A 19723-nucleotide genomic window follows, 5' to 3' on the forward strand; every position below is an offset into this window, starting at 1 on the left:
ACCTACCAAAAGAAAATCATCCGGCACGATTTATCAATGATCTTGTTGAGTCACTCAATATCAATGAAATCTATTCTAGCGGTAGACCGCGAGAATATGATTTACGTGCAATGCGTAAGCTGATACTTTTCGCATACTCTCGCAGTGTCATGACTAGTAGAAAGATTGAAGAATTTGCTGAAGAGAATATTGTTGCAACAATACCAAGTTCCCTCATACAGAACCATATGTAGGTTTAGAATTTCAAATGAAATCGAAACATTGCTTAATGATAGTCTGACGAACTTGAATTATATCTTGAGGATTTAAATAAAAAAATAGAAGATAATCCTAAAAAATCATTTAATCCAGATAAACAGGATCGTCGAAAACTAAAATCATATGCTCGAAAGCTTAATGAACGTATCAGTAAAAAATCGGAACACGAAGAACAGATGGAGAAATTTGATAAAAGAAATAGCTATGCAAAAAGTGATGAAGATGCTACGTTTATGAGAATCAAGGAAGATCCAATGATGAACGGGCAACTGAAACCGGCATACAATGTTCAAATTGCTACTAATAATCAATTTATTACAGGAATCGAAATTTTTCAAAATCCAACTGATACAAGAACATTGATTCCCCTTATAAAACAACTTGAAGAGAATCATACGCTGATATTTACGAACGCAGAAAAATTGACGTAGAACCAGTTTTCTGAAATATGAAGTCTTGTTTAGGTTTCAAAAGATTTCATATTAGAGGATTAGATAAGGTAAAAAAGGAAATGAAGATTGCAGTAATGGCATTGAATATCAGGAAACTGGTATCAATGTCTTTTTTATTTAGTTTTTTAGGGAACAAAAAAGTTCGATGTTGAATTTTTTTTTTTCAAATTCACATCGAACTTTTTCAATTAAGAGATTGTTTTGTCACAGTCTTTTTTTTGCTCATGAAACAAAAATTGTTTCACAAGAAACATTGAATCTAATATTCGCCTTCGGCAATCTTATCAAGAGTTGTCTTTGAAGGGATGAAGAAGAGGGTACCAGAGATTGGTGTACTGAAATCAAGTAACCGGTCGCTCTTAGTGAACATCCCCTCCAACATACGGTTGGTAATAGCAAAATCTTTGGTATAAGCAATGAAGTAGGTTCCAGTAATATCCTTAGCTGGATCTGAGAATGGTACGTTCATTCTGACAATTTTATGTTCAATACCGTCTTTCATATCTTTAGAAACAACGTTGTGAGAATTTTTGAGTTTTTCATCATCAGTTAATTCGCGGTCAGAAAATTTATGACGACCAATGGCTTTTTCTTGGTCCTCAGTCTTAAGAGCCTTCCAAGCATCCATGTTATGAATGTATTTTTGAGAAAAGGCATAAGAACCGTTAACAAATTCAGGGTCCTGGTTTTCATCGATCAAAGTGTAATCCATTGATTCTACGCCAGCTGGATTTTCTGTTCCATCAATAAAGCCAACGATTGAACGGCCTTCCATATATCTGAAACCATGAGTTTCATCTTCAACGGAAGTGATAGGACGTAAAATTCCCATAAATTGATCCATTAACTCGTAACAAACGGCCATTGTTTTGGCACGAACATGAATGAATAGATCACCTGGGGTGGAAACGGCGGTATATTTTGGTCCTTTGATCTCTTTAAATGTCGATAATTCTTTTGGCTTTGGAGCGTCTGAGAAAAGATAGTCCCAGGCATCTGATCCGAATCCCCAAGCAATATGTGCTTGAGCTTCGGGGTCACGAATTCTCATACTGTTGATAATTGAATTAGACAAGTCAGAAAATTCTGCAATTGCAGCTTTTTCTGTTTTTTGATCTTTGTGGTTTAACATCAAGGTCGTAAAAATAACACTTTCGCCAGCGTCTTTATAAACGTCTTGGGCTTTCTTTATGTCTACTGTCATCGAATCTGCCTCCAAAATATATGTTTATACATCAACTTTATCACATAATAAATAAAATGGTTATTATTAAAAACTTCAAATAAAAATTCTTGATTATGTTCAAAATTTGGCGAATAATTAAATTGAGATGAATTACTAGATAAATTCTGAAAGGAAGTACCAAATATGTGTACTAGTCTTAGTTTAGGGGCCTTAGATGGCTCAAAGTTTTTGGCAAGAACCATGGATTTTGCTTTTGAATTAAATGGTCGTCCAACTTTTTTACCAGAAGAATATCAATGGATCTCTTCATATGATAAGAAGACATACACGACTGATTATGCCATTATGGGTACCGGTGCCAAATTTGGTAATAACTATATGGTTGCTGATGGATTTAATGAATTTGGATTATCTGCAGCTGAGTTATATTTTTCACATGCGGCTAAATATGAAACTGAGCCAACTGAAGGTGACATCAATGTGGTTGCTGAGGAATTTTTGCTGTGGGCTTTAGGTAACAATAAATCAATTGCTGAATTACAAGAGAATATTAAACAGGTTCATTTGATTGAGTCTGACAGTGGAGTTATGGGTGAAAATCAACCATTACACTTCATTTTTAGCGATGCAACCGGGGCTACTTATATTTTGGAACCACAAGGTAACGGTTTGGTACTTCAAGAGGACAAAATTGGTGTCATGACTAATACCCCAGATTATAATTGGCATAAAACTAATCTTTCAAATTATTTGGGTACATTAACGACTAACTTTGGTGCTAAGAAGTTTGGTGATGAAGAAATTATTCCCTTAGGCCAAAACGGAACCTTTAGATTACCTGGTGGATATACAGCGGTTGATCGTTTCATTAGAACAGCTTTCATTCGTGAAGCTACTGAAACTCCTAAAGATGCTAAACAGGCAGTAAATACGATTTTACATATCTTAGACAGTGTAACAATTCCACGTGGAGTCAACATTAAGGAAAATGGTGAGGCTAGTTATACGCAATATCAAACTGTTTTGGATTTAACCAATAAAATCATGTATTTTGTGCCATATGGTAATAGAACTGTTTATGCAACTAAGTTATCAGCTGATTTGATCAAGAATCAAAAAGAACCAAGGGAATATTCAGTTACTTTGAATCAAGAATTTGAAACATTGAATTAGTAGTAATTGATTTACTTCAATAAATATTAGATTAAGTAATAGATTATTTTAGTTAGGAGTCTAACTGGGATAGTCTTTTTTATTTTGAAGTTAAAAAAACAAGTCCACTCTTTTTTTGGTACGTAAGAGAAAAATGTTATAAGATATAAGTAATTAGAAAGATAGTCACCATGTTGTAAATTGGTGCGACCCAATTATGAAATGAGGAAAAATAATGGCTGATTTAGTCTATCAAAGAATTATTACATCGTTAAAAAAGGCAATCGATGAAGGTGAATTTTCAGATATGCGTTTACCTGATGAAAGATCGCTCGCTGAAAGTTATAGTGTGAGCCGCAGTTCTATCAAACGAGCTTTGGGATTGATGGCCGATCAAGGTATCATCTTTAAGAAACGTGGTTCAGGTACATTTGTTAATCCACTTTATGTTAAACAAGGATCATCTTTTAATTACAGTGGGAAAAATCTTGGGATTACTGATAGTTTCAATTCCAAAGGACAAAAACCTGGTGTTAAGGTTTTGAGTTTTGATGTCATTCATCCAAATAAAGATATGCAGGATAACTTATTTTTGAAGCCATCTGAATTTGTTTATTCGTTCAAACGCTTGCGATTGTTGGATGATGTTCCCTTTATGATTGAAACTGGTTACATTCCTATTAAATTGGCACCAGAATTGTCAGAACAAATTGCTTCCGAATCAATCTTTAATTATGTAGAATCAGAGTTGGGAAAAGAAGTAAACAAAACGTATTTAAATATTTCTGCAGAACCATCAGATTCCGAAGGGAAAGAATTACTCCATTTGGCTGATAATGAACCTGTCGGTTTGATGGAGGGGATTTTCTTCTTAGATGATGGAACACCCTTCGAATTTTCAACCATGAAATTGCATTATAAATATTTTAAATACGATTCATTCGTTGATTTGGCGAACAAGTAAGAGTTTACATTAATTGGAACGCACCAATTTGCTAAATGGTTGACTTTTATAATTATTCTAGTTATCATAACAAATGTAAATACATAAGGAGTGTGCTGGTAATGACAGATTACTCATCAAAAGAATACTTAAATTTATTAGATAAATATTGGCAAGCAGCAAACTATGTTTCCGTTGGTCAACTTTACTTAAAAGATAATCCATTATTGAGACGTGAATTAAAGCCTGACGATGTTAAGGTTCACCCAATCGGACACTGGGGAACTATCGCTGGTCAAAACTTTATTTATGCTCATTTGAACCGTGCTATCAACAAGTACGGACTAAATATGTTCTACATCGAAGGTCCTGGTCACGGTGGGCAAGTTATGGTATCAAATGCTTACCTTGATGGTAGTTATACAGCAACTTATCCAGAAATAACTCAAGATACTAAGGGTATGCAAAAATTATTTAAACAATTTTCATTCCCAGGTGGTGTGGCATCACATGCTGCTCCTGAAACACCTGGATCAATGCACGAAGGTGGAGAATTAGGTTATTCTCTATCACACGGTGTTGGTGCTATTCTTGATAATCCTGATGAAATTGCCGCCGTTGTAATTGGTGATGGTGAAGCAGAAACTGGTCCTTTGGCTGCTTCATGGTTCTCAAATGTTTTCATTAATCCGGTTGATGATGGTGCTGTCTTACCAATTTTGAATCTTAATGGATTTAAGATTTCTAATCCAACCATCTTGTCACGTAAGAGCGATGAAGACCTTACTAAGTACTTTGAAGGTATGGGCTGGGATCCAATGTTCGTTGAAGGAACAGATCCTGAAAAGATGCATCCAGAAATGGCTAAAGTTATGGATGCTGCGATTGAAAAGATTCAATCAATTCAAACTGAAGCTAGAAAACATCCAGCTTCAGAAGCTAAGATGCCTAAATGGCCAGTAATTATCTTCCGTGCTCCTAAGGGGTGGACTGGTCCTAAAACATGGGATGGCGTACCTATTGAAGGTTCATTTAGAGCCCACCAAATTCCAATTCCTGTTGACCAAAATGATATGCAACATGCCGATAAATTGATCGAATGGATGGAATCATACAAACCAGACGAATTATTTGACGAAAATGGTACTTTGAAAGCAGAAATTGCTGCAATCGCACCTAAAGGTCAAAGCCGTATGGCGATGAATCCAATTGTTAACGGTGGTATCGATCCAAAGGCCTTGAAGTTACCTGACTACAAGAATTATGCTTTGAAGTTTGATCGTCCCGGCGAGAAGACTGCTCAAGATATGATTGAATTAGGTAAATACTTGAATGGTGTTATCAAAGATAATCCTACTAACTTTAGATTATTTGGACCTGATGAAACTATGTCTAATCGTTTGTATGGTGCCTTTGAAGCCAGTCCTCGTCAATGGATGGAACCAGTTCACGAACCTTATGATGAAGATGAAGCACCTGCTGGTCGTATCATCGATTCACAACTTTCAGAACACCAAGCTGAAGGATTTAACGAAGGTTATACTTTGACAGGTCGTCACGGTATGTTTGCCAGTTATGAGGCTTTCTTGAGAGTTGTCGATTCAATGTTGACACAACACTTCAAGTGGTTGAGAAAAGCTGATGAATTGAGCTGGAGAAACAAGTATCCATCACTTAATGTCATTGCTACCTCAACGGCTTTCCAACAAGATCACAACGGTTATACTCACCAAGATCCAGGTATCATTACTCACTTAGCTGAAAAGAAACCTGCCTTTATCCGTGAGTATTTCCCAGCTGATACAAACTCATTGTTGCCAATCATGCCTAAGATTTTGGATGATAAAGAAAAAATCAATTTGTTGGTAACTTCAAAACAACCAAGACCACAATTCTTCTCAATTGAAGAAGGTCAAGAGTTGGCTGATAAGGGACTTAAGGTTATTGATTGGGCTTCAAATGACAATGGTGATCCAGATATTGTGATTGCCGCTGCCGGAACTGAACCTAACCTTGAATCACTTGCTGCTATCAGTATTTTGAGAAAATCAAAACCTGAAATCAAGATCAGATACGTCAATGTTGTTGATCTATTGAAGTTGAGATCACCAAAGGTTGACCCTCGTGGCTTAACAGATGAAGAATTCAACGAGATCTTCACAATTGATAAACCAGTCTTGTTTGCCTTCCACGGTTTCGAAGACATCATTAAAGATATCTTCTTTGATCGTCAAAACCATAACCTATATGTACATGGTTATCGTGAAAATGGTGATATCACAACACCATTCGATATGCGTGTCGTAAATGAAATGGATCGATTCCACTTGGCTGAAGTTGCTGCTGTTGCTGTACAAGGTGATGGAGCAAGCGACTTTGCTGATGAGATGGAAGCTATGGTTGATAAGCATAACAAGTACATCCGTGAATACGGTGACGATCTACCAGAAGTTAATAACTGGAAATGGTAGAGAGCTCATTTAAAAGAAGTAATGCGGAAACGCTTTAAGTGTTAGTTTACATTGATAACTTCGAATTAAATAAACAATATATTTATATAAATAAAAAAGCATTCTCTAATAAAAAGAGGATGCTTTTTTTATATTTAATTCATAATTCATTTATTAATAAAAAGTATTTTGTATTATGAAGCCATTAATTAGTTTAAACAGGATAAACTGATAGCACATGATATTAGTAAGCGTTTACACTAGTGACGATTATGGGGGAGCCTTATGAAAAAAATAAAAATTCTAATCATTGGACTTTTGATGATAATCATAGCAGTTATCAATGGAACAATAGCTTTAACTACAGTTCAGGCAGTGCCAACTAAAGAAGAAGTTTATGAAAATGCACCCAAGGGATTGAATCTGGATGATTTTATGCTGGTACCTTCGAGTTATAAGTATGATAGTGGTACGGCAACTATTCCATCGTCAGGTAGTAAAATTTATGACAATTCCAAATATCCAACTGATATTATTCAGCTGATATCTAAAGATAGTACTAGACCGACTCAAATCGGTTCGTTATGGGGAAATATTAATACAGATGGTAGTGGAAATAGAACTTATAACTATTTTGATTTAAGTAGAAAGCAGGAAGTTTCAGCATGGATTTACAATGGGGATTCTGATGCGAGCGGTCATGTCATTGATGGTTTTGCTTTTGTTTTGCAAAATGATTCCTTAAAAGATCAAGCCATTTCACGTCGTAAGGGAATTCCTGTCGGCGGAGAAACCTTAGGTGTTTGGGGAACAAATAATTCACTTGGTATTCAAAATAGTGTAGCCATTGAGTTTGACCGAATCGCTAATCAGGCCAACACGGCTGCTGGTAATTTAGATAGTAATAATTATTCCACACCATCGGGAATTATTGGAGCTGCCCAAAGTATGAGCAACAAACATATTTCTTGGAATTATCCGGGATTACTAAATAGTTATACTGGAACTGATGTTATGATTCACAAAAGAACTCCAAGTAGTTTAACTAATAATATTTACATGAGTGGTTATGATGGCGTTAGTAATCGACCAGGTACAACAACGGATGACCCCAAAGATGCTTGGCGTCATATTAAAATTAATTATACTCCACCAGCTGCTGGTACAACGGTTGGTAAATTAGAGTACAAGTTTAATGATAAGTATCAAGATGGTACCGATAAGGGTATTAATAGTCAAGATAGGGGAAGTATGGATATTGATACTTCATATTTCAATGCACCTGATAACAAGGTTTATTGGGGCTTTACTGCCGCTACGGGTTCAGTAGGTGGAGGAGATAAGGATAAGGTTACAAGTGGTCCAGCTGATGTGGCGATGGTAATTGAAAAAATGCCAGCTATCGTTGATTTGAAATCAGATGTCGTCCTAACGGATCTGAACAATAATGAAACCAGCACAATAACGACTCCCGTTGAAACTTATGATGGTGATGATTTGAAATTTGAATATACGTTGGAATACACAGGTGGTATTTCTGAAACGGGAGAAGTTAAAACTAAGATGGCTTTACCAGATTCAAAGTATGTTGATTACGCTGCCGACAGCGATGGTAATATCGGAGCCATCATTTATACTAATGCCGATGGTTCCGTAACTAAGCAAGTTCCAATTAGCGCGAGTCAGTTGGAGGATATGGTCGTTACAGTTCCCGGAGCAACTGCAGACGATCCGCCAACAGAAAAAACTATTAAAGGCTTGAACTTGACGATTGATACGATCAAGACACTTAAAAATAAAGTTAGTGTCGATATTTATGGAAAGGCCAAGTCTCCTGCCAATGATAAAGTTGCTGTGACAAAGGTGAGCTCTGAACATACTGCTTACCAAAGTGATAACTATACAGGCGACGTGATGAGCCCCGCTTTTACTATTAATAATGATGCATTGGAAATAACTAATACTAATGATTTAGATCAGACTCTAACTGTCAATGATGAGGCATTTTTCCAGGGTACTATTAAACATTCCAAGGATTCAATTTTTGATGAAGCTAATAATTTAGTTGCCACTATTCAAAGTTACGATCAGAGTGGGAAACCACTCAAGACTTATAAGGATACAACAACAGTGGTTAAATCTGGTGCAACTCAAGGAAATTTTGATATCTCAGCACCCTTAACAGGCTTAGCAGCTGGTGAAACCTATACGTTCAAAGTGACATTCAGTGATGATTCTAAGCGAGTTTCGAATACTTTGATTTATACGGTCAAGGTTGAAGAAAATAAGAAGCTTGTCATTACGAAGAAGGATTTTCAAAAATATGTCGTTGTCGAAAAAGGAAACGCCCTAGCTCTTAATGTCAATTTGGCTTATGAAGATGGTAAGAGCAACGTTGACTCAACTAAAATCAAAACTTATCTCAAGATTGACGATGGTGAATATACCGAAGCAGGCGTGGCGGATGAGCAGAATGCCAAAACAATTGTATTTGGTAGGAGTATTGATACCAGCACTTTAACTCCAGGTGAACATACTTTAAGCGTCTATGCTAATGAACAAAAAGAAAACTCCAATATTCTAGAGTACACTTTCAAAGTTGTTGAGAACGGTTTGACCTTAACCTCGGCTAAAGAAGTCATTAATGTTAAAAATAATAATCCAGTCACATTAAATTGGAATGTGGCTTACAACGATGAAGTTGATGATGGTTCACAAAATGTAGCTATGAAGGTCAAGCAAAATACCTTACAAATTAAGAATGAAGGCGATACGGAATTCAGGGATTTTGATATTTATATCAATAAACCAGAAGCTAACGATCCTAGTTTTGCAAAACCAGTTGATAATTTGAGTAAAACGCCTAGTTTTGAATTAAATCCGATTCGTTTTCAAGGCGGTAACAGTCAAATGGGACTTTTAAAAGAAGGGCGAAATGAAATTAGATTTTCAGTTAAGAGCAATGGTTTAACGTCCAATGTTGTGACGGTTTATGTTGATGTGCCACATCTAACATTGCAGCTGGCATCCCCAACAAAGGATTTATATACAACAAGTGTCCAAGGATCAATTTTGTTGGATTATTCCTATGACTATTTGGAGGATCAAGAATATTTGACTGATTTGACAATTACTCCCACGCAATTACTATCTAGTTATGAACTTAATGGACAAAGTTCCGAAGAAATATATGCAGTCAAGCAAGATGATATTAACGATAAAAATTTTAAATCTAGAGTGTGGTTAGGTGAATTTAGTGGTTTAAAAGTTGGCAACGATTATTCACTCAAATCAACCATTAGAGATCCTTACAATAGAAGATCTGCACCTTATGAATTTAATTTGCATATTGTCGATAAATATACCAAATTAAATGTCGATGATGCGGAATTTAAGGATATCGGTCCGTTGGATAAAGTTGATTCATATATTCATCGCCAAGGTTTGTGGAACGTATCAGTAACAGAAGTGGGAACTAAATGGGATTTAACAGCACAATCTGATGGTTTATCCAGTACTGATTATGAGGGCTATCATAAGGATCTAATCTTCATGGATGCTAATAAAGTAGTTCATAATTTACAAGGAGGTTCAGAAATTGCAAGTCAAGATGTACCAATTAAGAATCAAGATCAGACTACTAATTTAGCCAAGGATTGGTCTGATGACGAAGGAATCCTATTAGTTAATCAAAAACCTGATTTGTCCGGAGAATATCAAGGACAGATCAATTGGTTGCTCAAGGACGTTCCAGAATAGAATAATTGACTGTTCATTTAAAGAAAACAGTTGTACAGAAGCACTGATACAATAGGCTTTCTGACAAAAATAAGTTTAAAAATAATTATTTAAGTTTGTTTCTAAGAAACGTTCATAAATAAGGTGGTAAATATTCAGAAAAAATGTTCAACCTTACTGTCCGTAGAAGCTATTCTTTAATTTATTCTAAGATACTAATAAGTATTATTAGAGTTAAAAAATGATGTTGACGAAATCGCTCAAATCCCTGATATGGCGGGTTGTAAAAGACTTTTTACCATGGTACTCTCATCTATGGAAAAGAAAAGAAAGACACTAAGGGGTGGATGTTATGACAACAAGAAACGTAAAATTCATGAAAGTAGCACTAATGGCGGTAGTGGCCATATTATTGATGATGTTATTTGTCTTGCAAAGCCGATACACCATTCCCGCAGTTGCTCTTGCAGCAATCGCATTAGCTGTCTACTCAGAAGATAGAATTTCAAAGAAACACACATTCAAATATACTGTTTAATCAAACAGGTAAAATATATAAAGTAAGCTTCTTTTAGGGGGAGGCTTATTTTTTTTTGCAATTTATTGAGATTAAAAAACCCATCAATCATATTTCAGATAGATAGGGTTTAGTAAAGTGTTAATTAAAATAAAGATCGATTTTCTCTTGACCAATTCCAGCATCGATGTGAACATTTTTGAGAATGATCTCATAAACAACTAAGGATGGTCCGATGGCATCCCAAGTTTTTTGATATCCAGGGACCAATTCTAAATATCTAGGCAGTAACTCCGACATGGTTTTGTCAGATGGAATGGCTTTGACACCCTTGGCGCGAATGAAAGGATTGTAGGGGGTCCCGTCCTGAGGAATGGTAATAAAAGCAACATCAGCCCCAGCTTGATAGAGCTTGAGTGAATTGGTTCCACGAACTGACGAAAAGTAGAGTTTGTTAGGTTCATTAGCGAACCAGACATAATTGATAATTCTAACGTCAGCTTGATTATTTAGTGAGGTACTGATGGCCATTTTATCGGCTGTACCATAGATTTTTTGCAGTAATTGTATGGAGTGAGTATCTGATTGATTCATAAAAAAACCTCCAGTTTATTTGATAATAATATTATACAGCAGGTTTACATCTGTTATTTAGAGAATAAAAAAAGTCGAATTCGAAAGAATTCGACTTTTTAATCTGCATAAGGTAAAGCATCGTTTTCAACATCCTCTTTATTTAAAAGAATAATGTTTTCGCCTTGATTCTTACGCATTTCGATATCATTTTCACCCCAGACACAGAGTGCTTCCAAAATTTTATTTAGTGAATGGCCGTATTCAGTTAATGAATATTCAACCTTAGGCGGAATCTGATTGTAAACTTTACGGTCAACAATCCCGTCATCTTCCAATTCACGTAGTTGTTGAGTTAACATTTTTTGAGTGATATTGGGAATAGCACGGCGCAATTGACCAGTACGTAACTTACCATGTTTTAAATGACAGAGAATTATTGGTTTCCATTTACCACCGATAATTCTCATTGTGTTCTCAACACCAATGTTATAAATTGCTTGTTTCATAACGTGCCATCCTCTCTGTACAAGTATTAATTATACTAACATCACTAATCGTCCTTAGCAATTTTCTAAGTCTAAATCTTTAGATTCAATAGTTGAATCTTCCAATTTCATTAAGACAACGATCAAGACGATACTAACTAGCAACATGATAATTCCAATCCATGGAGTATTCAATAATTGACCATGAGCGACAGCTTGACCACCAGCAGTTGAACCGAGGGTAATTCCGACGTTGAAGGCTGAGATGTTTAATGCTGATGCCAAAGGAACTTCATTTGGTGTATATTTTTCAGCTAATTGTACGATATAAAGTTGTAAACCAGGAACATTCATGAAAGCAAATAGTCCTAATAATAAAACAGCCATTAGTCCCATAAAGTGCATATTAATAGCTAATCTGATGACAATTAAGGCAACGCCTAAACCGACAAACATTTTTAATAAAGCACTTAAAGGACGTTTATTGGCCCATTTGCCACCAAGTGTATTACCAATAGCGACAGCCACACCGTAGAAAATCAAAATAACAACGATAGCACCTTCAGACCAACCCATATTTTTATTCAAAACAGTTGTTAGATAAGTGTAGATAGGGAAAGTTGCTCCATATCCTAAAGCAGTAATTAGTAAGATTAAAAGTAATTGTGGTTGTTTCAAGATTTTCCAGATTCCCAAAGCACTAGTTGGTTTTGGTAATGGTAATTTATTTGGTACCAGAATGATATTAGTGATCAATCCGACTAATCCTAAAGCAACTAGGAAGAAGAATGATAATCTCCAACCAAAGGTGTTACCGATAAAAGTTCCAATTGGAACCCCAGTGATGGTAGCAACTGTCAAACCAGTAAACATTACGGCAATAGCAGAAGCACGTTTGTTAGGAGCAACTACGTCAGCCGCAATCAGTGAGGCAATTGTCATGAAAATACCATGTGATAAAGCGGCAATGACACGCCCAGCTAATAGGACAGCAAAACTAGGTGCCAAAGCTGATAAAGTATTTCCAATTACAAAACTAATCATGATGCCAATTAGTAATTTTTTACGATCCCAACGATTAGTTAATAAAGCTAAAACGGGGGCACCGATCATAACCCCTAAAGCATAGATAGATACGGTTAATCCTCCTTGTGAAAGAGAAATACCAAATGTTTTAGTTAATAGTGGCATAATTCCGACACTGATAAATTCAGTTGATCCAATGGCAAAGGCACTAATAGCTAGTGACAAAAGGATCCAAGTTGATGATACTTTCTTGTTCATAATATTTTCACCCCTTAGGTTATTTTTAAGCATGTGTATCATTATATTGTGTTGGGATAATTAAACAATTACGTACTTTAAAGTGCAGTAGGGACTAAAAAGTACCTATAAGATTAAATTAAGCTTTTACTGAAGATTGGTTAAAGCGAGAGTATTATTATGTTGCCGCCTTCCACAAAAATTGAAATTCGGCTGGAACGTAGTGGGCACGACTTGGAGCCAACGAAAATCACGTTGTCTTCAAGCTCGGCCTTGTTCTAAGTGGGTTCCCCACTAAGAACAACTTCACTACTGAGCCGATTTCAATTTTTGTTCCAGGCTAGTGTTTTCTTTACTATCTATTAATATTTAAATTAAATGATTTGAATATAATCTAAAATGGCTAATTCAATGTTCATAGTTATTATTCAGGTTTGAATATTAGATATACTATATCTGCAAAAAATAAACCATACACATTATGTTTCATTAACAAAATAATCAAAGTAATGTTTAGTCTGGAGTAAAAATCGGGAATAGGCTCAGCCATGAAATTATCCTTAGTCAGCCGATTTATGCTGGCTTAGGATAAGACCGAGCTTGAAGACTTTTGGTACAAAAGGCTCCAAGTCGTGTCCATGGCGTTCCAGCCTATTCCCGATTTTTGCGGAAGACGGGAAGTTAAGTACACTCTCGCTTTAACCAAGCATCAGAAAGAATTAAAATTAAATATTTCTAATGAAATTATTGACATACTAATTTTAAAATGTTTTACTAATTATTGTAAATTGAAAACGAGGGGAACATTTATTATGAAAATACAAAATAATAATCTGAACTCACATTTAAATAATCAATTTGCCTTTAGCTTTTTCTTTAGATAGCGTTTGTATCCAACCAGGATACGAACGCGTACGTGTTCGTATCTATTGATTGGCTAAAGCTTTTAAGCATGTCTTTTGAAGCCAGATAGATACAGGGTTGAATCTATCTGGAGAAAATATTTGGGCCCAAATATAAAACCAGTTAGATTCGTATCCGAATCTAGCTGGCTTTTTTTATACATTTGGGAGGATGAATTTTATGAAAAAATCTTTAATTACATTAGTAACAGTTGCAATGGCAGCTATGGTTTTAGGGGGATGTTCAAATAAAGCTTCAGCTGCAAGCAAGAAAACTTTGAACATCGGTATTTTACAAATCGTACCGCACGGTTCACTGGATGCAGCTAGAAAAGGTTTCAAATCAGAACTTACAAAAGAAGTTAAACAACATGATAAATCGATTACGGTTAATTATAATTACCAAAATTCCCAAGGTGATCAAGCAAATTTGAATTCAATGGCACAACAATTAACTCAAAAGAAGAGCGATTTAATTTTGGGAATTGCTACACCATCGGCACAAGCCTTAGCCAAGAAAACTAAAACAACACCAATCGTTGTTACAGCGGTAACTAATTTAAAGAGTGCTGGTTTGGTTAAAAGTGATGAAAAACCAGGGACTAACGTTACTGGTGCCAAAGATTTAGGACCGGTTGATAAACAAGTTAAATTATTAACGACTATGACTAAAAATAACAAACCAATTGGTGTTTTATATAATTCATCCGAAGAAAATTCAACATTACAAATCAAGATGGTTAAAAAATACGCTAAGAATCACAATCTTAAATTAAATATCGTCAGCGTAACAAGTACCAATGATGTGGCTAGTGCTGTTTCAGGAATGGCTGATAAAGTTTCCGGAATCTATATTCCTACTGATAACTTGATGGCAAGTTCGATGAAAACCATTGGTCAAAAAGCCCGTGCGGCTAAATTACCTGTCGTAACTGGTTCAATCGAAATGGCCGAAGATGGTGGGACAGCAACTTATGGAATTAACTACAACGATCTTGGTAAACAAGCTGCTAAGATGGCTTACAAAATTTTGATCAACAAGAAGAAGCCTCAAGATATGCCAGTGGAAACATCACATACTTTAAGACTTTATGTTAACAAGGCTAATGCCAAATCAATTGGCGTTAACCCAGATCAAATTAAGAAACCATAATTAGAATTTTTTTGGAGGTAGCAATATGCTTATATCTAGTCTTGGACAAGGATTGTTGTGGGCACCACTAGCAATCGGTGTTTTCATCACATTTAGAATTTTGAATATTCCTGATTTAACAACGGAAGGAAGTTTTCCCTTTGGGGCAGCTGTAGCGGTTAGTTTAATGCTCAAAGGTCAATCAGCAATTGTGGTTAGTTTAGCCGGTTTCATCGCTGGTTGTTTGGCAGGGTTGGTTACCGGAATTTTGGATACAAAGTTACATATTCCATCATTATTGGCTGGAATTTTAACAATGACTGGTTTGTATTCAATCAATATGCACATCATGGGCAAATCCAACGTACCATTATTGAATGAAAAAGTTTTGACCGAATATTTACCAGTTGGTTGGAGTTTAGATATTCAAACAATTGTCTTAGGCGTGATTGTGACCGGAATTGTCGTGACGTTACTTTATCTGATGTTCAAAACTAGATTAGGACTTTCTTTAATGGCAACTGGTAACAACAAAGATATGTCAGCCGCTAATGGTATCAATACTGATGGCATGATCATCTTTGGTTATATGATTTCTAATGGATTCATTGCCTTATCTGGAGCTTTGATTGCTCAAAGTAATGGCTATGCTGATATTGGAATGGGAATCGGAACCATTGTTATTGGCTTAGCATCAGTCCTTGTTGGAGAGATTTTCCTCCGTGGGCATAATATTTTGACCAGATTAATTGCCATGATTGTTGGAGCAATCGTGTACCGTTTATTATTGACGGTTGCAATGGAATTAGGTTTCCCACCCGATGATTTAAAAATTCTCTCAGCTGTTATTTTGGTAATTGTGATCTGTGTACCAATTATTCAAAACCGCATTAGAACAAAACGTCAATTGAAGAAATATCTAGAGCAAATGGAGGACAATGATGATGAAGGTATTACAGGTGAAACATCTACAGAAAGTATTCTTTCCCGGGACTGATAATGAACGTCACGTTCTAAAAAATATTAATTTACAAGTTAATAATGGTGACTTTATTTCAGTGATTGGAAATAATGGTGCTGGTAAATCAACACTTTTGAATACAATTGCTGGAACTTTGCGTGCTGATGCTGGTGAAATCGATTTGGCTTCTCATAATGTTTCTAAAAAATCTGTCGCTTATCGTTCCCGTTGGATGTCACGAGTTTTTCAAGATCCTAAAATGGGGACTGCCGGTGATTTGACAGTTATGCAAAATTTGGTTTTGGCACAAAGTCATACCAGTACGACCAACTTGAAGTGGTATCAAAAAAAGGGCGATATTGAAGAGTACCAAGAACTTCTCAAAATTCTTAATATGGGTTTAGAAAATTTCATGAATACTCAAGTTAAATATCTTTCAGGTGGTCAAAGGCAGGCTTTGTCATTATTGATGGCAACGTTAAGTAAGCCCAAATTGTTGTTGCTAGATGAACACACTGCTGCTCTTGATCCAAAGACTAGTCATGAGGTTATGAAAATAACTGATGCGATGGTCAAACGTGAACATTTAACAACCATGATGATTACTCATAAGATGTCTGATGCCTTGAAGTATGGTAACCGCTTGATCATGGTCCAAGATGGTCAAATTAAATTAGATGTCAGTGGTATTGAAAAGGATAACCTGGATACGGCACAATTGTTGGAAAAATTTGAAGCTTAATTTTAAATATTGTTAAATTTGTCACCTTCCACAAAAATAGGAAATAGGTTGAAACGTAGTGGGTTCTTCACTAAGAACACTTCACTACTGACGCCAATTCCAATTTTTTGTTCCTTGTGGAGAGTGGCATCCTAATCAAAACAAAATAAAAAACCAATTGCTGAAGTAGGATTCAGTAATTGGTTTTATTTGTTTTTAATCCATTTATCAGGGGGGAAGGATGGACTATCAAGTTATGTTCTAAGGATCATTATCTATATCTATTTTTTATATGAAGATTATTTATAGGGGGGATAAGTTAAAGCTTTTTGATTTCCTTTAACTTACAAATACATCATAACTAGTAAATGTGAAGAAATTATGATGCCAATGTTATCAAAATTAGAAACTTTTTCTATTCCAAGTAAATATTCTTCAAAGTGGTGATCTCAGAAGGGCTGATCTTCAATTCATTTTTGATATACTTATCTATATTTCCATAGGTTCTATCAATTGTCTTGAGGGCAGTTGCTAAATAATTATAGTGTACAGTCATCAAATCTCTTACGGAGTTGATGACGTCGGGGTCGTTATAGCCTTTAGCTTGTAAATCTTCAATTAGGTCAGTTACGAATTCTTTATTAGCTTTGTTAGTTAACAAATAGTCTTCTTTGATCGTGTCAAATGGTACGCCAAGTGCTTGTAGGAAGAAGACTGCTCCCATACCAGTTCTATCTTTACCAGCACTGCAATGGAAGAGTAGGACTTCATTATCTCCACTATTTAATAATAATTGATTAAAGAATTTTCGATATGCAGTTTTTGCACTGTCACCTGTGATAACATCACGGTAAACATCAAGCATGTGTGCGTATCCATTAGTGGGATCACCGCCAATTTCGGGGATGTAACCCTTACTTTGGACTTCAGAAGCCTTAGTTTCATCCTCTTTGAAAACTGGTGCCCAAACATAACGTACACCCTCAGGACGTTTGTCAGGCTTTTGGTCAATTTCTTGCTTAGAACGAAAATCGACATCAATTTTCAAACCGTAATCTTTTAGATAGTTAAGGTCATTATCAGTTAAATCAGCCAAACCAGCTGATCTAAGAATCTTATGATATCTAACTGTCTTACCATCGGTTGTTTTGTAGCCGCCAAGTTCACGGAAATTAACACCTTTTTCAAGGTTTAAAACACGTTCATTATCGTTAGCCATTTTTTCATTACCTCGGTTGTTTTTTCTATTTACCATTATAACAAAAAGGAAGAGTTATCCTATATTATGAAGTTTATTATTGCACCCGGAAAATATAATAATAATATTAGCTCGACTAAAATCGGCCAAGCTATCTATAGTGGTATCTCACGTGCCTTACCAGATGCAGAAATTGCCACAATGCCTGTAACTGACAGTCGTTATGGGATGCCAGCATTGGTTGAACATACGGTAGGTGGTCATTGGGCGGAGATACCTTATTTTGATGCCTTCTGGAACAGTAAAACGGGGCGTTACCTAATAACAAATATCGATAGTCAAGATACCGCTATTATGGATTCAGAGCAAGTCGTAGGCGTAGATTTAGCAAAAAATAAATCACGAGATCAGTTGTTCCATGCCACGAGTTATGGTATTGGAGAATTCATAATTGATGCGGTAACCAGTGGTTTAAAGAACATTGTTATATGTTTAGGGAAGACGGCAGTGGCTGATGGCGGTCTAGGGGCATTACAAGCTCTTGGAGCCAAGATATATGATGAAAACAATGAACTAATCCCTGAAGGGGAAAATCCGCTGATTGCGGCTAATAGGATAGATATGGAAGATGTCTATGAGTTATTAGGCAATCGAACACGAATAACTGTATTACTAAACTTTTCGACTGAGTATAAACTTTGTGATACCGTAGAATACTTAAATGATACTCAAGAAAGTTTTTTAGAAGATAATTTAGTTTATGTTACCGAAAAAATGAATCAGAAGTATAATTTAGATATACACCCAATGCCACATTCGGATTCAATAAAGACTTTGGCAGGGGCGTTTGCAATGATTAATGCACGTATTTCACGATCATCATTTGAATGGATAGCCAAAATTACGGGAATGAATGAAACGATTCGATCAGCGGATATCATCATTACCGCAACAGATAGGATTTCTGATGATTCGATGCATGATGATATTCTGTATCATTTAAGTCGCATTGCTGGTTCAGAAAAGATTCCTACGTTTGTATTATGTAATAATTTTGTTGATAATTTTCAAGACTATGAACAGTTATTCACGGGGATATTTTCAACTCAGATGACCGAATATGATGATGAAATTACAATTTTTGAAAACTATGAATCCGTCGCTAACCAATTAACACGAACTCTTTTGGCTTTTAAATAGGGTATTTTATTGAATAATATTTATGAATGCATTAATCTAAAATTAAAGGATTTTCAATAAGTGCATTGGAGGATTGAATTATGGAACAAGACTATAAGAGAATTTTGGTTCCTGTAGATGGATCAAAAGAAGCTGAAATGGCTTTTAAAAAAGCTGTGAAGGTTGCACAAATGAATGGTGGACACTTAGATGTTTTAACTGTTCTTGATACTAAGCAATTCATCGGTTTACATGGTGGCATGCTTAATGGGGATGTTATTTATCAACTCTCTGAAGATGCACAAAAATATTTAAATGAATTAAAAGAAGGAGCAGTCAAAGACGGTTTTAAAGAAGACGACATCGATATCCACGTTCGTTTTGGTGAACCTAAGACAGTTATCTCACAAGAATTCATTGAAGAATATAAGAACGATTTGATCATGATCGGTTCAACTGGTATGAACGCAGTTACACGTTTATTAGTTGGTTCAGTTTCAGAATACGTTACACGTAATGCTAGAACTGATGTCATTATCGTTAGAACTGATATTGATAACCAAAAATTAATTGATAAGAAAAAGAAAAGATAAAACCTTTTTACTTATGC

General features: G+C 35.7%; 16 protein-coding genes and 1 pseudogene. 12 read left to right on the plus strand and 5 right to left on the minus strand.

Annotated features, from left to right (window positions below; all coding sequences use genetic code 11):
* Window positions 1-659 (plus strand): annotated as a pseudogene (locus IV57_RS13000) (transposase); the annotation flags it as partial.
* Between the two features lie 47 nt (window positions 660-706).
* Window positions 707-862, plus strand: a complete 156-nt coding sequence (locus IV57_RS13505) for a hypothetical protein (protein ID WP_420806326.1) — start codon at window positions 707-709, stop codon at window positions 860-862.
* 107 nt (window positions 863-969) lie between these two features.
* On the opposite strand, the gene IV57_RS09490 is transcribed toward IV57_RS13505, so the two are convergent.
* Entirely contained in the window at window positions 970-1914 is a 945-nt protein-coding gene (locus IV57_RS09490; RefSeq protein WP_057881280.1) for a Dyp-type peroxidase, read from the minus strand.
* A 165-nt stretch (window positions 1915-2079) separates the two neighbouring features.
* On the opposite strand from IV57_RS09490, the gene IV57_RS09495 reads away from it, so the two are divergent.
* The 5 genes from IV57_RS09495 (at window position 2080) to IV57_RS09515 (ending at window position 10717) form a co-directional block, all read left to right on the plus strand.
* Complete coding sequence (locus IV57_RS09495; RefSeq protein ID WP_057881281.1) at window positions 2080-3069, plus strand: choloylglycine hydrolase family protein; 990 nt, start codon at window positions 2080-2082, stop codon at window positions 3067-3069.
* 214 nt (window positions 3070-3283) lie between these two features.
* The gene (locus IV57_RS09500) at window positions 3284-4012 is read left to right on the plus strand and encodes a GntR family transcriptional regulator (RefSeq protein WP_057881282.1); all 729 of its coding nucleotides are present in this window, start codon (window positions 3284-3286) and stop codon (window positions 4010-4012) included.
* 101 nt (window positions 4013-4113) lie between these two features.
* The gene (locus IV57_RS09505; protein ID WP_057881283.1) at window positions 4114-6462 is read left to right on the plus strand and encodes a phosphoketolase family protein; all 2349 of its coding nucleotides are present in this window, start codon (window positions 4114-4116) and stop codon (window positions 6460-6462) included.
* Window positions 6463-6726: 264 nt separating this feature from the next.
* Window positions 6727-10200: an L-type lectin family protein gene (locus IV57_RS09510; protein ID WP_057881284.1), complete on the plus strand. Its 3474-nt coding sequence runs from the start codon at window positions 6727-6729 to the stop codon at window positions 10198-10200.
* 331 nt (window positions 10201-10531) lie between these two features.
* Window positions 10532-10717, plus strand: a complete 186-nt coding sequence (locus tag IV57_RS09515; protein ID WP_057881285.1) for a hypothetical protein — start codon at window positions 10532-10534, stop codon at window positions 10715-10717.
* Between the two features lie 120 nt (window positions 10718-10837).
* On the opposite strand, the gene IV57_RS09520 is transcribed toward IV57_RS09515, so the two are convergent.
* The 3 genes from IV57_RS09520 to IV57_RS09530 all read right to left on the minus strand — a co-directional run bounded on the left by IV57_RS09520 (window position 10838) and on the right by IV57_RS09530 (window position 13041).
* Complete coding sequence (locus IV57_RS09520) at window positions 10838-11290, minus strand: hypothetical protein (RefSeq protein WP_057881286.1); 453 nt, start codon at window positions 11288-11290, stop codon at window positions 10838-10840.
* A 98-nt stretch (window positions 11291-11388) separates the two neighbouring features.
* Window positions 11389-11778: a winged helix-turn-helix transcriptional regulator gene (locus tag IV57_RS09525; protein ID WP_057881287.1), complete on the minus strand. Its 390-nt coding sequence runs from the start codon at window positions 11776-11778 to the stop codon at window positions 11389-11391.
* Between the two features lie 54 nt (window positions 11779-11832).
* Window positions 11833-13041 (minus strand): MFS transporter, encoded by a 1209-nt coding sequence (locus IV57_RS09530; protein ID WP_057881288.1) that lies wholly within the window; start codon window positions 13039-13041, stop codon window positions 11833-11835.
* Window positions 13042-14103: 1062 nt separating this feature from the next.
* Between IV57_RS09530 and IV57_RS09535 the strand changes: the two genes are divergently transcribed.
* The 3 genes from IV57_RS09535 to IV57_RS09545 are packed head-to-tail and all read left to right on the plus strand — an operon-like array spanning window position 14104 to window position 16757.
* A complete protein-coding gene (locus tag IV57_RS09535) occupies window positions 14104-15075 on the plus strand; it encodes an ABC transporter substrate-binding protein (protein ID WP_057881289.1) in 972 nt (323 codons plus the stop codon).
* Between the two features lie 25 nt (window positions 15076-15100).
* On the plus strand, window positions 15101-16051 hold the full coding sequence (locus IV57_RS09540) for an ABC transporter permease (RefSeq protein ID WP_057881290.1): 951 nt from the start codon (window positions 15101-15103) through the stop codon (window positions 16049-16051).
* Window positions 15996-16757, plus strand: a complete 762-nt coding sequence (locus IV57_RS09545) for an ABC transporter ATP-binding protein (RefSeq protein ID WP_420806327.1) — start codon at window positions 15996-15998, stop codon at window positions 16755-16757. Before IV57_RS09540 ends, IV57_RS09545 begins: the two co-directional genes overlap by 56 nt.
* A gap of 394 nt (window positions 16758-17151) precedes the next feature.
* On the opposite strand, the gene IV57_RS09550 is transcribed toward IV57_RS09545, so the two are convergent.
* A complete protein-coding gene (locus IV57_RS09550; RefSeq protein WP_057881291.1) occupies window positions 17152-17955 on the minus strand; it encodes a tyrosine-protein phosphatase in 804 nt (267 codons plus the stop codon).
* 66 nt (window positions 17956-18021) lie between these two features.
* Here IV57_RS09550 and IV57_RS09555 point away from each other — a divergent pair, with 66 nt between their 5' ends.
* Window positions 18022-19134 (plus strand): glycerate kinase, encoded by a 1113-nt coding sequence (locus IV57_RS09555; protein ID WP_057881292.1) that lies wholly within the window; start codon window positions 18022-18024, stop codon window positions 19132-19134.
* An 80-nt stretch (window positions 19135-19214) separates the two neighbouring features.
* Window positions 19215-19706, plus strand: a complete 492-nt coding sequence (locus tag IV57_RS09560) for a universal stress protein (RefSeq protein WP_057881293.1) — start codon at window positions 19215-19217, stop codon at window positions 19704-19706.
* Window positions 19707-19723 lie beyond the last annotated feature (17 nt).

It is taken from the genome of Companilactobacillus kimchiensis (assembly GCF_001438805.1).
Taxonomy (GTDB): domain Bacteria; phylum Bacillota; class Bacilli; order Lactobacillales; family Lactobacillaceae; genus Companilactobacillus; species Companilactobacillus kimchiensis.

Coding starts and splice junctions, on each gene's coding strand:
- IV57_RS13505 (WP_420806326.1), top strand. CDS start 707: ATGAAGTCTTGTTTAGGTTTCAAAAGATTTCATATTAGAGGATTAGAT.
- IV57_RS09490 (WP_057881280.1), bottom strand. CDS start 1,914: ATGACAGTAGACATAAAGAAAGCCCAAGACGTTTATAAAGACGCTGGC.
- IV57_RS09495 (WP_057881281.1), top strand. CDS start 2,080: ATGTGTACTAGTCTTAGTTTAGGGGCCTTAGATGGCTCAAAGTTTTTG.
- IV57_RS09500 (WP_057881282.1), top strand. CDS start 3,284: ATGGCTGATTTAGTCTATCAAAGAATTATTACATCGTTAAAAAAGGCA.
- IV57_RS09505 (WP_057881283.1), top strand. CDS start 4,114: ATGACAGATTACTCATCAAAAGAATACTTAAATTTATTAGATAAATAT.
- IV57_RS09510 (WP_057881284.1), top strand. CDS start 6,727: ATGAAAAAAATAAAAATTCTAATCATTGGACTTTTGATGATAATCATA.
- IV57_RS09515 (WP_057881285.1), top strand. CDS start 10,532: ATGACAACAAGAAACGTAAAATTCATGAAAGTAGCACTAATGGCGGTA.
- IV57_RS09520 (WP_057881286.1), bottom strand. CDS start 11,290: ATGAATCAATCAGATACTCACTCCATACAATTACTGCAAAAAATCTAT.
- IV57_RS09525 (WP_057881287.1), bottom strand. CDS start 11,778: ATGAAACAAGCAATTTATAACATTGGTGTTGAGAACACAATGAGAATT.
- IV57_RS09530 (WP_057881288.1), bottom strand. CDS start 13,041: ATGAACAAGAAAGTATCATCAACTTGGATCCTTTTGTCACTAGCTATT.
- IV57_RS09535 (WP_057881289.1), top strand. CDS start 14,104: ATGAAAAAATCTTTAATTACATTAGTAACAGTTGCAATGGCAGCTATG.
- IV57_RS09540 (WP_057881290.1), top strand. CDS start 15,101: ATGCTTATATCTAGTCTTGGACAAGGATTGTTGTGGGCACCACTAGCA.
- IV57_RS09545 (WP_420806327.1), top strand. CDS start 15,996: ATGATGAAGGTATTACAGGTGAAACATCTACAGAAAGTATTCTTTCCC.
- IV57_RS09550 (WP_057881291.1), bottom strand. CDS start 17,955: ATGGCTAACGATAATGAACGTGTTTTAAACCTTGAAAAAGGTGTTAAT.
- IV57_RS09555 (WP_057881292.1), top strand. CDS start 18,022: ATGAAGTTTATTATTGCACCCGGAAAATATAATAATAATATTAGCTCG.
- IV57_RS09560 (WP_057881293.1), top strand. CDS start 19,215: ATGGAACAAGACTATAAGAGAATTTTGGTTCCTGTAGATGGATCAAAA.